Origin of the sequence: Schaedlerella arabinosiphila (assembly GCF_003885045.1) — a bacterium.
Classification (GTDB): domain Bacteria; phylum Bacillota; class Clostridia; order Lachnospirales; family Lachnospiraceae; genus Schaedlerella; species Schaedlerella arabinosiphila.
This window is the reverse complement of the sequence record NZ_RHJS01000002.1, coordinates 1,235,412-1,248,256: the sequence shown is the minus strand read 5'-3', so window position 1 is coordinate 1,248,256 and position 12,845 is coordinate 1,235,412. Positions and strand designations below refer to the sequence as shown.

The 12,845-nt window shown below is 46.0% G+C and carries 14 protein-coding genes; 5 read left to right on the top strand and 9 right to left on the bottom strand.

What is annotated here, in order from left to right; genetic code table 11:
• Nucleotides 1-8: 8 nt before the first annotated feature.
• From EBB54_RS06190 to EBB54_RS06170, 5 genes are all read right to left on the bottom strand, one after another.
• The gene (locus EBB54_RS06190) at nt 9-815 is read right to left on the bottom strand and encodes a hypothetical protein (RefSeq protein WP_125126775.1); all 807 of its coding nucleotides are present in this window, start codon (nt 813-815) and stop codon (nt 9-11) included.
• 135 nt (nt 816-950) lie between these two features.
• A complete protein-coding gene (locus tag EBB54_RS06185; RefSeq protein WP_125126774.1) occupies nt 951-1,721 on the bottom strand; it encodes a hypothetical protein in 771 nt (256 codons plus the stop codon).
• Between the two features lie 22 nt (nt 1,722-1,743).
• The gene (locus EBB54_RS06180) at nt 1,744-2,112 is read right to left on the bottom strand and encodes a BlaI/MecI/CopY family transcriptional regulator (protein WP_004068852.1); all 369 of its coding nucleotides are present in this window, start codon (nt 2,110-2,112) and stop codon (nt 1,744-1,746) included.
• A 21-nt stretch (nt 2,113-2,133) separates the two neighbouring features.
• Nucleotides 2,134-3,438 (bottom strand): M56 family metallopeptidase, encoded by a 1,305-nt coding sequence (locus EBB54_RS06175; protein WP_243127869.1) that lies wholly within the window; start codon nt 3,436-3,438, stop codon nt 2,134-2,136.
• 182 nt (nt 3,439-3,620) lie between these two features.
• Complete coding sequence (locus tag EBB54_RS06170) at nt 3,621-4,865, bottom strand: MFS transporter (RefSeq protein ID WP_125126772.1); 1,245 nt, start codon at nt 4,863-4,865, stop codon at nt 3,621-3,623.
• Nucleotides 4,866-5,079: 214 nt separating this feature from the next.
• Between EBB54_RS06170 and EBB54_RS06165 the strand changes: the two genes are divergently transcribed.
• The 5 genes from EBB54_RS06165 (at nt 5,080) to EBB54_RS06145 (ending at nt 8,207) form a co-directional block, all read left to right on the top strand.
• A complete protein-coding gene (locus tag EBB54_RS06165) occupies nt 5,080-5,517 on the top strand; it encodes a MarR family winged helix-turn-helix transcriptional regulator (protein ID WP_004068858.1) in 438 nt (145 codons plus the stop codon).
• A complete protein-coding gene (locus EBB54_RS06160) occupies nt 5,514-5,966 on the top strand; it encodes a flavodoxin family protein (RefSeq protein WP_125126770.1) in 453 nt (150 codons plus the stop codon). The genes EBB54_RS06165 and EBB54_RS06160 overlap by 4 nt, the downstream gene beginning before the upstream one ends.
• Before the next feature lie 22 nt (nt 5,967-5,988).
• A complete protein-coding gene (locus tag EBB54_RS06155; protein WP_125126769.1) occupies nt 5,989-6,900 on the top strand; it encodes an AraC family transcriptional regulator in 912 nt (303 codons plus the stop codon).
• A gap of 78 nt (nt 6,901-6,978) precedes the next feature.
• Nucleotides 6,979-7,578 carry an HD domain-containing protein gene (locus EBB54_RS06150; RefSeq protein ID WP_125126768.1) on the top strand — a complete coding sequence of 200 codons (600 nt, stop codon included), beginning with the start codon at nt 6,979-6,981 and terminating at the stop codon, nt 7,576-7,578.
• Between the two features lie 8 nt (nt 7,579-7,586).
• Nucleotides 7,587-8,207: an HAD family hydrolase gene (locus EBB54_RS06145; RefSeq protein WP_125126767.1), complete on the top strand. Its 621-nt coding sequence runs from the start codon at nt 7,587-7,589 to the stop codon at nt 8,205-8,207.
• An 85-nt stretch (nt 8,208-8,292) separates the two neighbouring features.
• Here the strand turns inward: EBB54_RS06145 and EBB54_RS06140 are convergent, their stop codons facing one another.
• The 4 genes from EBB54_RS06140 to EBB54_RS06125 form a co-directional block, all read right to left on the bottom strand.
• Complete coding sequence (locus EBB54_RS06140; protein ID WP_125126766.1) at nt 8,293-9,612, bottom strand: MATE family efflux transporter; 1,320 nt, start codon at nt 9,610-9,612, stop codon at nt 8,293-8,295.
• Between the two features lie 175 nt (nt 9,613-9,787).
• Nucleotides 9,788-10,630, bottom strand: coding sequence for an AraC family transcriptional regulator (locus EBB54_RS06135; RefSeq protein WP_125126765.1), 843 nt, complete (start codon nt 10,628-10,630; stop codon nt 9,788-9,790).
• Nucleotides 10,627-11,703 carry a hypothetical protein gene (locus EBB54_RS06130; RefSeq protein WP_016296880.1) on the bottom strand — a complete coding sequence of 359 codons (1,077 nt, stop codon included), beginning with the start codon at nt 11,701-11,703 and terminating at the stop codon, nt 10,627-10,629. The genes EBB54_RS06135 and EBB54_RS06130 overlap by 4 nt, the downstream gene beginning before the upstream one ends.
• Before the next feature lie 294 nt (nt 11,704-11,997).
• Complete coding sequence (locus EBB54_RS06125; RefSeq protein ID WP_016296881.1) at nt 11,998-12,834, bottom strand: Nif3-like dinuclear metal center hexameric protein; 837 nt, start codon at nt 12,832-12,834, stop codon at nt 11,998-12,000.
• Nucleotides 12,835-12,845 lie beyond the last annotated feature (11 nt).

Below are 12,845 nucleotides of genomic sequence, written 5' to 3'. Positions count from 1 at the left end.
GGCAATCCTCATATATTAGAGAGTAAATACTTTTTCTTCCACATTTCTTCACTCGCTATCCATAATATACTTTGATAATCCTCTATGTTATTGTTTGCTGCCATATCTAATTTAAAGCTGTTCTCTATAGGCTGTATCGACTCGCTTTTTGATGTTATATCCACTTCCTTATATAAATCTTCCATTTCTCTGATTAATGATGGCGTTATATTTTTCTGCCAGGGTTCTTCATAATTATTTGTCCCATGAGTCACTGAACAATTATATCCTATATTCCCATCTGCATCTACTGCGACAAATTGGTTCATTCCCAAAGTACATCCAGGTATTAATTGCTCATTGATCATAATTTCTCTTTGAAAAAAATTATCAACTTTACTAAGTATATCATTTGCATATTGTATATCTTTTTCCATTCTGTCCTTTACATCAGGATGAATCATAACTGCACGTGTTCCTTTTGGAATGCGTTCCCTGTCAGCTTGAATATAATCTTCGAATCCTGTAGGAATATTTGAGTTTATCTTTGGTTTCCATAATGCCAATTTTTCTAAATCGATATTTTCCTCAAAAAGTTTTGATACTGGAAAATCCTGTCTATATGGTATTAAATTATTTTTATCAAGCATTGCAATATCACCCACATTATATACTACATCGGGATATTTATTCCGTAATATCTGCCATGGATCTGTTTTAATATCAATCCTTTCATTTGCTTTATAAATATATTCAGAGAACGAATTTGGCTCTTTAGTATTATAGCAATATGGTTTTGCATTTAACCCCTGATTTTCAATCCTATCTATCTTCATATTTTTAGCTGCTCCTTTTACATTACTTAGAGAAAAAAATGCCGAGCTGCCCCTTCCCTTTGCTTGAGATACCGCCCCGATACCTTTTACTTCTGCAGCTTCGGCTTGTGCTCGGGCCAGTCTCCCGCTGTTCTTCTATCTTATTTTCCAAGTTCTGCTTTCGGAGCATTTTCTTGCCATACCAGATATCATCCGCTCTCTTGCTGCTTCGGAATATAGTTCCAATTTTCTTTTATTTTCTTCGGCAAAATCACTGAAAATATCTGGCCCCAATTCAATATGGTTTCCAATCCGATCCGCCCTGGTACGATTTTCCGTGAAGCCAAGCACGAAATCCAGATCCTTTTCATGCCAGGCGGCTTCTTTCGATAAATGCAGCCTGCTGCAGGACGCAAGCCTCTCCCGAATCATGGCAACAAAATCAAACCGTTCGTTTATCCCCACATCTTCCTTCCCATAGAGATTGCTGGTACTGATCTTATGATACTCTCCCGGTTTAAAATATGCCAGCGCGTCTATTTCAAGAGGGGTGGTATTGTAAGGATCAATCTGCTTCACATCTATTTTTTCTTCAAATAACTTTCCATGCTCATCTACACCTCTTGCAACCAGTACCGGATTCTCCTCTGTGGATTCGGCCGCATGAAAAAATCTGTATTCTATCCCTGGAGCCTTCCAGTGCCATCCAATCGCTTTTTCATCCTTGAGCGCATACTTACATGGTATTTTATCCACTTCGGCACAGGTTTCAAAATTTCCTCTCGATACAGTTTTAATATAGCGCTCCTCATGAGACACATTTGTCCCATAGGTACCGTTCCTGCTGCTTTTTTTGCTGCTATTCGCTGCCTGATATTTTAACTGCCCTGCTGCCGAAGAATAACTCCCATAAGAAACCCCTACCATCAATAAATACCTCCTATACCATTCACAATAATTTCTTTAATTCTTCTGCCTCTTCCTCAGACAATTTTTTGTCGCCTATAAAGGCAGCAAACAGCCGGCTGATGGAATTGTCAAAGCATTCCTCTACTAAATGACGTGTCCAGTTATGGATCAACTCCTCCTTGCTGCACAATGCATAATACATATAATGTGTAGAACTTCTGTCTGTTCCTACCATTTTGATTTTTTGTAAATTGATCAAATACGTATTTAAGGTTTGTGCTTTCCATGTTTTTTTCCATTCATTTTGTGCTACGTCCATGATCTCTTTAAAAGACATAGGTTCCCCCGTCCGCCACAGCAGCTCCATAATCAGCATTTCCGTATTAGATAATCCGTAATTTCTTCCCATACAATCTTCCCCTTTCCTTCATCAATGCGGACATTTTCCATACCATTTCAGCACAATTTCATCACTTGTTTTTACATAGCCGCAAGAAGTACACCTCTGCGCTTCATAAGTTGTCGCCGAACAGTCTCCACTGCTGTTTTTACTATGGAATGTTGTTGTCCCAGCAGCATATTTGTGTTTGCAGTCGTCCCTTGTATCATTGTTATCATCCTTTATCTCATAGACATTTCCGGCATCATCAACAAAAAAATGCTCATATGGAAGTTCTTCAACCTCCAGCTTTAATTCCCCCACGGTAAACTGAAAATCAAATCCCTGTTCGGCGTAGACAGGCCCATGATCCGTTATATTCACCGGCGGGTCATACGCGCAGACCGTAATCCCGCCCATCACACCGATCAGCGCCGTTATCAGCGCAGACAAAATTCTTTTGTTTTTTCTAACTGCTTTCATTTCTACGATCCGCCTTTTAAAGGCTCTCTTACTGTTTCCCCCTAAAATTCCAACAGAAAATTCATTACCGGCCATACTTTTCTGTACCGCAAGCTTCAGAAGCAATTCTCCATATGCTTTGCGTGCCGGTTCTTCTTTTCCTCTCAGCACAATATTGTCACAATATATCTCACTGATATTTAAAATCTCATTGTACAGGATATATGTAAACGGGTTGAACCAATGGACTGCTATCGCCGCCATACCTAAAAATCTTATAAGAACATCCCGATTCTTAACATGTACCAGCTCGTGCTTCAGCACATCATGATATAAGTTCTGATCAGCCTCATCCCGATTCCATGGAGGTATTATGACCGTCGGGGAAGCGATTCCCATCGTGATCGGCGCCTTACAGTATTCAGAGCATAAAAGCTTTACATTTCTCCTGATATCCAATTCATTTTTTATCGCATGAAGCATATCCTGGCGCTCTTGCTCCACTGGTATATTTGAAAATTCCAGACATGTTTTTCTCCTTTTCCAATATTGAAGGGCATACCACGAAATAACAACAAACGAGAGAACTCCCGTCCCAAGTATGAATATGAGCATTTTTTCCAACGCTGATGATACATATAAGGAACCGCCATCTGCATAAAATGCATAGCTTGTATTCAAAAGACTGACCGGCCGGCTTAACAGCTCAACCACCCGTGGACAAAATCCAACTATCGAATCCTTGATTTCAGATAAGATAACCGGAAACGGAATCAGATAAAAAGCAAGCGCAATCTTTAAAATACGATATCTCCATGACACTGAAAAATACCTTTTCGCAATTGGAGATACGAGTAAATACAAGAGCAAAATAACACTTCCCGAAAGTGACATGATCAGCAAAAAATTATTTGTCATTCCACCACATCCCTGTTGTACTAAATATTCTTAATATAAATTATATTTAATTCAAAAAATAATGTCAATAGCAATTTTCAAAAAAATAATAGGGGGAATCTGCTTCTATCCCCCCTATCGCCTTGATTCGGCATTCACATCCGGATGATTTTCGATTTTTATGCTGACAATCCTTTTAAAGTTTTTCTTGTCTGAATGGCAATTACAAGCGATACAACTCCCGAAAAGAGAACGGCCGCATATTCACGTTCTTTGCATATTTCAAACAGAATACCGTAAAATGCATTGCCCAGGGGCTGTGCACACATGGAAACGGTAAGAATGACCGCAATCACCTTTCCAATTAAATTCTGCGGGGTTTCTGTTTGGATAAAAGACATCATCTGCACGGTGAAAAGCGCCGAACATGTTGTAATGGCAAAGCTGCATACGGTTATGACGATATAATTTACGATTGCAGACGAAAACAGTACCAATGAAGCGCTCATAGGAAACACGCAGACCGCACAGGCGACTATGAAATTGCCCGATTTGCGGACCGCCAGTTTGTTTGCAAAAATGCCTGCTCCGATCCCACCTGCCAATCCGCCTGCTGCCAGCGCTCCCTCTGCAAATCCATACAGCCTGTTTGCCTGTGAAGCTTCGAAAGCCAATACCTCCGTGACCAGATATGGAAGTGCGACAATGAGCATTGCGGAAAGGAACAAATTGATTCCGCAGACCGAAAGAACGACCTTTCCAATCACAGGCTTTTCCTTTCGGATCAATCGGATGCTCTCTGCAAAATCGGTTCTGACTGTCTTCAAAATACCGCCCTCCGAAGCCTGTTTCCGGAACGGTATTTGAATGAAAATTTCCATAACCGCCGACATCATAAAACATACCATGCAGACCCACAATACCGGCTTTAATCCATATACACTGTATAAAACCCCTCCAAGTACAGGGCCGATCAAAGACGCAAAGGAGCTGATCGTATTGATGATGGAATTTGCCGCCATAAAATGCTCCTGGCTGGTAAGCGCAGGGATGCTTGCCTGCACGGACGGCTGATATGCTCCCGCGATGCCGTACAGAAGCATCAGCGTCACCGTCAGAAGAAACAGGAGATTCACTTCATTCATAAGCAGAGAAAAAGCCAGGATCACTGCCGCCGTAAAAAAATCCAGGATTACCATAATATTTCTTTTATTGACCCGGTCCGCTACAATGCCGCCGATGGGCGACAGCAAAATAGCCGGAATAAACGCGCATGCCGTAACCGTTCCGTAAAGCGCCGATGAACCTGTCAAATTTAATAAATACAGCGGCAGCGCAAACCGGATTGTCGCATTGCCGAATAAAGAAATGATCTGACCGATGACCACCAATGTAAAATCCTTTGAAAATAATTTTTGATTCATACTTGAAACCTCCAGTTTTTGTTTTTCCTGCTTCGTAACTGTCTAAATATCTCTTTTTAATACCGCACGCCGGTATGTATGATATATTAACATACTGTTGGTATGTTTGTCAAGATATTTCATTTTCCCTACCCGTACCTGTTTTACTATAGTTGACATATCAACTATTTTCCTGTATGATGAGTTCATCAGCCAACCGGAGGTGAATCTACACGTGATAGGAAAACAGATCAGCATCTTATTCCGCCAGCTCAATTTGTATTTCAACCGTGAATTAAGCGATATCCATATTTCCTCGACGGAGCTGCTGTATTTATCCTCACTTTATGCAAACGACGGCATCCCCCAGGACGACCTGGCCCAGGAATATACCGTGGACAAAGCCGCTGTCACAAGAACTATACAGCTGATGGAAAAAAAGGGGCTGGTACTCCGCCGGACAGATGCTTCCGACAAACGGGCAAAAAAAATTTATTTGACGGAAAAGGCCCGTTCTCTGGAACCAAAGCTGCGAGAATTACAAGCCCGCTGGATCTCTGCCATGACAGAGGGGATGAACACATCGGAGATCGCTCATTTCACCAAACAGGTTCATACGATGGCAGAACGGGCGAAACAATTAAATCAAAAAGAAATCGGAGGAGAAACATGAAGGCATTGATTATCTACGCTTCCGTACATCACGGAAACACAAAAAAAGTAGCGGAATACATGGCAGATGCGCTTCCGGCGGATCTGGTTGATATCACCCGGGAGCAGGCCCCGGACCTTTCCGGGTATGATATAATCGGATTTGCGTCAGGCGTCTATTTCCATTCATTTCACGACAGCCTGAAACACTATATCCAGAATGCCGATTTTGAGAGACATCAGAAAGTATTTCTTGTGGCTACATGCGGCGTTGGATACATTGATTACACGAAGAGCATACAGAAGCTGCTTCGGCAGAAAAACGCCGACTATATCGGAAGTTTTCAGTGCAGGGGATATGACACCTATGGTATCTGGGGAAAAATCGGCGGCATCGCAAAAGGGCATCCGAATCCAAAAGACTTAAAGAACGCGGAATATTTTATCAAGGGCATCGTGAAACACCGGTAACTTTATAGAAGGGGACGCAGAGATGAACAATATACATCATATTGAATTTCATACCGGAAGCAAGGAAGAATTATTTCCCGATTTTTCAGTTGATTTCCCCTATATCGCCTCAAGGGCGGAGCTTGACAAATACGCCGGGCGGTTTGTGCCCTGGCACTGGCACAAGGCAGTGGAGCTTTTTTACATGAAAAGCGGGAGCCTGGAATATCATACGCCCGGAGGGAAGCTTTTATTTCCTGCGGGAAGCGGCGGCCTGGTAAATTCCAATGTACTCCATATGACAAGGGCCATGCCGCAGACCGAGGAAAACATCCAGCTCCTCCATATTTTTGATCTCTCCCTGCTTTCCGGGGAACCGGGAAGCCGAATTGAAAAAAAATATATCACCCCCATTGCTGCAGCCCCGCAGATCGAACTGATTCCTCTTTTTCCCGGAAATGCGGCGCAGGAAGCCATTCTGAAACGCATCACAGAAGCATTTCGTTTTTCCGGTGAGGAATTTGGCTATGAAATGAAGCTGCGGGAAGCCCTGTCGGAAATATGGCTGATGCTTTTTGAACTGTCCCGCCCTATGCTGGAAAACGGCCGAACCCACAGCAAAAGCAACGATAAGATCAAGCTGATGATGATCTACATTCATGAGCATTTCGCGGAAAAACTCTCCATCGCGGAGCTGGCTGCTTCTGCCTTCCTGAGTCAGCGGGAATGTTTCCGGGTGTTCCGTGAATGTCTCAACATGACGCCTGTGGAATACCTGAACACATACCGCCTGCAGACGGCCTGCCGGATGCTGGCAAGGGGAACGGAGCCGGTGACGGTGATCAGCCATGCCTGCGGCCTGGGGAGCAGCAGCTATTTCGGAAAGGTTTTTCGGGAATACGCGCATTGTACGCCCTCAGAATATCGGAAAAGATGGCAGGATTGTGATACATAACGGCGGAAACGGGATATTTTTTTCATACTGACCTGCACTATAATGATATCTGCAAGAAACAATAGAGGAGATATGAAAATGGAGTTCAACAGACAGAATGCAGAGCTGGCGCTGAAAGAAGCGTCAAAATCCAATCCGGGGGCCTGGACAGACCATTCCCGGTACGTGGCAGAAGCCTGCAAACATATTGCGCTGCACTGCGGACATTTATCTGCCAATCAGGCTTATCTTTACGGGCTGCTACACGATATCGGGCGTTATGCCGGGGTGACTTCGGAAAGGCATTTGATCGACGGTTACCGCTTCTGCATGGAGCGTGGTTGGGAAAAAGCAGCCCAGATCTGCATTTCCCATGCGTTTATGATCCAGGATATGAACACCTCCATCGGGGAGTTTGACGTCAGCGAACCGGATTACCTGTTTATAAAGGAATTTGTTGCAAACGCGGTCTATGACGATTACGACCGGCTGGTGCAGCTATGCGATTCTCTGGCTATGCCCACCGGCTTCTGCCTTCTGGAAAAACGATTTGTGGATGTGACGATACGCTACGGCGTCCACCCGGCGACCATCGGCAGATGGAAAAAAATTCTGGAAATCAAAGCAATGTTTGAAAAGAAGATGGGCTGTTCTGTCTATAGCCTGCTTCCGGGCATCGTGGAAAATAGTTTTCGTTAGGAGTGAACATGAAGTACAGACATATCGTTTTTGACATCGACGGGACGCTGATCGATACGGAATATGCGGTTCTGCATTCCCTGCAGGATACCCTGCGGGCAATATCCGGGAAAGAACTCCCCGTTTCTGAACTGACTTTTGCACTGGGCATCACCGGAAAAGACGCGTTGGAAATTCTTGGAATCAAAGACCTTTCCAGGGCGCAAGGTCTGTGGGATACTTATTGGCGCGGTTATGCAGATACTGTTCGGGTATTTGACGGAATCATCGAATTGTTGGATCATCTTCAAAGACTGGGGTGCCGCATGGGAATCGTCACGTCACAGACACGGGAAGAATTTCGGCAAAACTTCTGCCCCTTTGGTATCCGTCCTTATTTTAAGACCATCGTCCGCGCGGAGGATACCCGGGAGCATAAGCCAAGTGCCGCTCCCCTTTTTAAATATCTGGAAACAGCAGAGGCAGACGAGCGGCAGGTACTCTACATCGGAGACAGCCCCTATGACAGCCAGTGCGCCGAAAATGCCGGTATCGATTTTGCCCTGGCAGTCTGGGGCAGCCGGCAGGAGTCTATCCGTGCAAATTACTTTTTGAAGAGTCCTTTGGATCTGATAACGCTGATTACATGACAAAAATGACTTTGAAGATCCGCATCCAATTCTTCAAAGTCATTTCTTTGCCCATTGAGAATCCTGAGACATTCTCAGCCTCTCTTTACGCCTCCCGAAGAGATTCCCTGCTCAGAAGTCCCCCGGTGATGATCAGGGTCACTGCCTCCGTCACAGGCGCCGCCAGCCAGACCCCGGTCATCCCGAACAGGGCCGGCAGCGTGAAGATACAGGCCAGCAAAACCACCAGCCCCCGGGAGAAGGAGATTGCGGCCGACTCCGCTGCCTTTCCGACGGCGGTAAAATAGAACGATGTAATGGCGTTGATCCCGGAAAAGAAAAAGGAAACCATAAAAATCAGAATCCCCGACCGGACCATCCCCGCCACATGTTCATTCTGTACGAAAAGACCGCCGTACCAGTCCGCGCTTAAGGCCATCAGCAGGAATACCGCCGCCCCTGCCCCGAAAACATACCGGTTCGTCCGTTTCCGGATATCCGAAGCCAGCATTTTCTCCCCGGCCCCATAGCAGAAGCTGATCAGCGGGCTTGATCCCTGGCCGAATCCTACGATGACCATGCTGAATGCATACGCCGTATACCCGACAATGGTAAAAGCCGTCACCCCGTCCACGCCGATCTGTCTCATGATCACAAAATTGTAGGCAAACATTGTAATCCCCGTTGAGATTTCCCCGATAAACTCCGAGCTTCCATTGAGAAGCGCCTGCACACAGACCTCCCCGGAAAAGCGAAATTTCCCCAGGCGGTAGATGCGGGCTTTTTTCCAAAAATAGTATAACAGAAAAAGCAGGGACACCGCTGCGGAGATCAGGGACGCAGCCGCGATCCCGGCCGCCCCTTTGTGAAAGCATCCGGCGAACAGGTAATCCAGCAGGATATTCAGCAGCACGTTCAAGATCGTAACTTTCATAAAGTACCGGGGACTGCCCTCTCCCCGGATGAACATACCGAGAGAAGAATTGACCACCATGATCGGAAGTTCCAGCAGCATGATCCGGTAGTACTCCTGAAAATAAGCGATTACCCTTTCATCCGCATGCAGGATACGCAGCATCGGCCCAAAGCCGAAACCTATAAGGACGCTGATCCCTGCCGAAAGGAACAGAGTGAGCGCGATCGTCTGGCGGAAGACCTGATTGCCGGTTTCCCGGTCACCGGCGCCAAGGGCCATTCCGGCAATCGCCACCCCTCCGATGGATACCATCAGCCCCACGCCCAGGTACAGATACACGATAGGCAGCCCCAGGTTCACGGCTGCGATCGCCTCCTTCCCCACATAATTTCCCATAAAAAATCCGTCCGCAACGGTGATCCATGACGTAAGCATCATGGCAATGATGGACGGTATGGAAAACTGCAGGATCATGCTTGACGTACTGTTTTTAATCTGTTTCAGTTCCATAATAAAACCTCCTACAATGAATCCCTTTTGATACGGTATCCATTATAAGGAGGAGATTGATTATATACTTCTGGATTCTTGCCCTCCGGGTATGGCGCATCCCATCCGGGCTGCTGCAGGGTGGGATGTACGGTCAGCTTTTCGTTACTGTGAGCACCCGGCCAGGGTGTGAATATTAACAGCTTTTCACCGGAAGGCAGATGTCCAGTTCCATATACATGGTTTCACAATCTATCTTATGATAAATGTCGAACAGGCTCCTGCCGGAGTCCAGTTCACGGCGGGTTCCGGGCAGCCATACCAGAAACAGCGTCTGATAGGCGGCGTAAATATATTTTGCATGCCCTTTGAAATGATACACAAAGCAAGTGCCGCCCTGAATCCGCAGCGTATTTTCCAGCGGGCAGCCTTCCGGGACGCTCATGCAGATATCATAAAGGCACTGCTCCTGAGAGGTTACCGCCGGGTCGTCATAGGTGCGCTCCAAAAACTTCGTTTCATCCGTGATATACTTCTCATATTTTTTGATAAATCCGTCCCAGTCTCTGGAAAGCCGCTCGTAACTGCCGATCCGCCTTTCATAGATTACCTCGTAATCCGGGATCTCCTCCACTGTGATCTTGGCGTTACATTCCTCAAAGCTTTCCGTATGCCATTTCTCATGATGGAAAAACGGGTGCTCTATGGAAGATCTGCGGCATTTTTTCCGAAAAACAGCCGGAGCCATGCGGTAATGCTGACGGAATGCGGAGCTGAAATTGGACGAACTGTAGCCATAATCCGCCCCGATCTCCGTGATCCTGCGCTCCTGCTCCGTCTTTAAGCGGAACGCGCTCTGTTCCAGACGCAGCCGCCTGATAAACGCATATACGCTTTCCCCGGTCTGCTCCTTGAACAGACGGCTGAAATAATATTTGGAAAAATGGCAGTATTCCGCTACGTCGTCCAACGTCACATCCTCTTCCATGTGGCGCAGTATATAGTCGATTGCCTGGTTGACGCTTTCATTTGTAATCATAAATCCTTCAGCCTCCGGTTCCTCGTCAAAACGCCTTCCCACTGCTCCTCCGTCAAAAACTCAGGCCGTTCCATTTCCTCCACCCTTTTCAGATCCATTCCCAGCTCCTTCTGGGCCGCAGCCGCCGATTCGTACAATGTCATCTGCTCTCTTCTGGTCTGTGAGAACACATGGGAGTAGCCGGCGAAGGCATGGTCATGATCAAACAGGGGACAATATCCTGTCAGCCTCCCGGTTGCATTTTCCATAAAAAATCCCCAGTTCTGCTCATGTCTGTCATTGTTGTTCAGAATATAATCTGCAATCTGCATTTTCAGATAAAACTCCCTGTCCGCTTTTTCGGCTTCCTCATAGGCATCCAGCCCGTAATTTCCGCAGAATATCTGAAATTCCTCAAATGTCACCATAGAAACCTCCTGGGAGGTAAACAGCTCTGCATTCACAACGGCATCACCCACGCTTTCGATCCACTCTCTCCGTTCTTCCGTCAGATAGGAGCAAAGCTCTTCCTCTGATGAAATCCGGTAATGGATGTGGGGGATATCCAATGCAGTCAATATCCGGTCTGCGGGAATTTCGTATTTTCCGACTTTGTGCAGATAAAGAGTCCCGTTCTTCCGAATCCAGCCTTTTGCGCTTGCCCCCAGTGTGGTAAGCTCCGGCGTATGGATGTCCTGCCGCCTGTCAAGCGTCTCCCCAGAGCAGTGTACGCTGGCTCCGGAGAGGGATATCTCGGTGATATATAAAGATAACGGATTTTGGAACAGGTTCACCTCTTCCCACACCCTTTTATCCCCGTCCTGCCGAATCCAGTACGCATCCTCCAGGCTCAGCCCCCGGCATGCCTTGCACACGGCATATCGGTTGGTCTGAGAGAGCCGGAGCGCATTCAGTATCTCCTTGGCAAAACTCCGTCCGATGGACAAGGTACGGTTCGAGGCCCACTCGATGAAATCTATAAAAGTAATATTTTCTTTCCTGAGAGAAAACGGAAGCCGGTCAAAATCCAGAATCGTACAGGTTCCGTTTTCCCCGATATCCAGAAGGGGAATGTCCTTTAATAACAACTGCATAGGCCACCTCAAAATGCGTTCTTTCTGCGGGTATGAGTCCCGGATGAGACTCTTTGAGTCCTCTCTTTTTCTCGGGGGTGAATTTCGGATGGAAGTTCTGCCCTTTTTCCTATTATACGTTTTTGCGGACCTCTTTACAACTGGAAATCCCGGATGTTCGTCTCTTTCTTTTTTTATTTGTCTGGTGTTTTTTAATACATGCGAAGAAAAAATTTCCAGGCCCTTTATTGAACTGCCTCAATGCCCCTAAAATAATGTAAGATTCTTAAAGCATACCCACTATATACTCATAATTCACAAATATATAAATGGTTCTTTTGCATCCACAAACGTAATGGGGAGTTTTGGAAATCGTTTCTGCAGCCATGGCACCAGATACTTCATTCCTGGTTCTTCACTCCGTTCATGACCAAGGGTCAGCATGGCACGATGGAACCCCATCTGATACGCATCATTAATATAAGCACACACCGTCCACTCCGTAATATCTCCCACGATCAGCAGATCCAGGCCGTTGCGCTCCATCACCTGCATCGGCATTTCCTCTACACCAAGCCCAAGGCTTCCGCCGCCGACCAAAATGCCTGTACGCTTCACCTTCATTTCCGGGGAACCAATAATCTGTATGGTATCCATGTCCAGCCTTTTTTTGAAAAATTCTGCTAGTTCCCCTACCGTAGTCTCCGGCAGTTCATAGATCCACGGCTGCTTTTCATCGGGCTGCAGATACCCGCGCCAGTCCAATTCCTCTATCAGCCCCTCATAAATATAATCCTTTTCCGAACCGATATGCATATGGTCATGAAAACGCCATATCGTAATATCATGCTCTTCCAGGTATTTCCGTTTCGCCAGATAAATACTGTCGTCTTTGCACCAGTCTGTCGCATCATTTCCGGTAAACCAGGTTGGTTCATGGGAAATAATAAAATTCGCCCCCAGGTGCACTGCCTCCTGAATCACATGAAATGTAGGCATAAATGTAGTTACGATCCCTGTCACCTCATTGTCCGGACTTCCTACAGTAATCACATCACAGGTCTGCTCGAACTTCGGACCGCCGCACATATCCTTTAAGATTCGATCAATGACCTCCTGAACTTTCAAATTTCTTTCCATATTTTCTGACATTCGATTTTTCT

Bases quoted from the DNA above. Each gene is read 5' to 3' on its own strand.
- EBB54_RS06180 (WP_004068852.1), bottom strand. From the start codon at position 2,112: ATGGGAAGAAATTACGGATTATCTAATACGGAAATGCTGATTATGGAG.
- EBB54_RS06130 (WP_016296880.1), bottom strand. From the start codon at position 11,703: ATGCAGTTGTTATTAAAGGACATTCCCCTTCTGGATATCGGGGAAAAC.
- EBB54_RS06155 (WP_125126769.1), top strand. From the start codon at position 5,989: ATGAACAATATACATCATATTGAATTTCATACCGGAAGCAAGGAAGAA.
- EBB54_RS06190 (WP_125126775.1), bottom strand. From the start codon at position 815: ATGAAGATAGATAGGATTGAAAATCAGGGGTTAAATGCAAAACCATAT.
- EBB54_RS06150 (WP_125126768.1), top strand. From the start codon at position 6,979: ATGGAGTTCAACAGACAGAATGCAGAGCTGGCGCTGAAAGAAGCGTCA.
- EBB54_RS06140 (WP_125126766.1), bottom strand. From the start codon at position 9,612: ATGGAACTGAAACAGATTAAAAACAGTACGTCAAGCATGATCCTGCAG.
- EBB54_RS06135 (WP_125126765.1), bottom strand. From the start codon at position 10,630: ATGATTACAAATGAAAGCGTCAACCAGGCAATCGACTATATACTGCGC.
- EBB54_RS06170 (WP_125126772.1), bottom strand. From the start codon at position 4,865: ATGAATCAAAAATTATTTTCAAAGGATTTTACATTGGTGGTCATCGGT.
- EBB54_RS06145 (WP_125126767.1), top strand. From the start codon at position 7,587: ATGAAGTACAGACATATCGTTTTTGACATCGACGGGACGCTGATCGAT.
- EBB54_RS06125 (WP_016296881.1), bottom strand. From the start codon at position 12,834: ATGTCAGAAAATATGGAAAGAAATTTGAAAGTTCAGGAGGTCATTGAT.
- EBB54_RS06160 (WP_125126770.1), top strand. From the start codon at position 5,514: ATGAAGGCATTGATTATCTACGCTTCCGTACATCACGGAAACACAAAA.
- EBB54_RS06175 (WP_243127869.1), bottom strand. From the start codon at position 3,438: ATGTCACTTTCGGGAAGTGTTATTTTGCTCTTGTATTTACTCGTATCT.
- EBB54_RS06185 (WP_125126774.1), bottom strand. From the start codon at position 1,721: ATGGTAGGGGTTTCTTATGGGAGTTATTCTTCGGCAGCAGGGCAGTTA.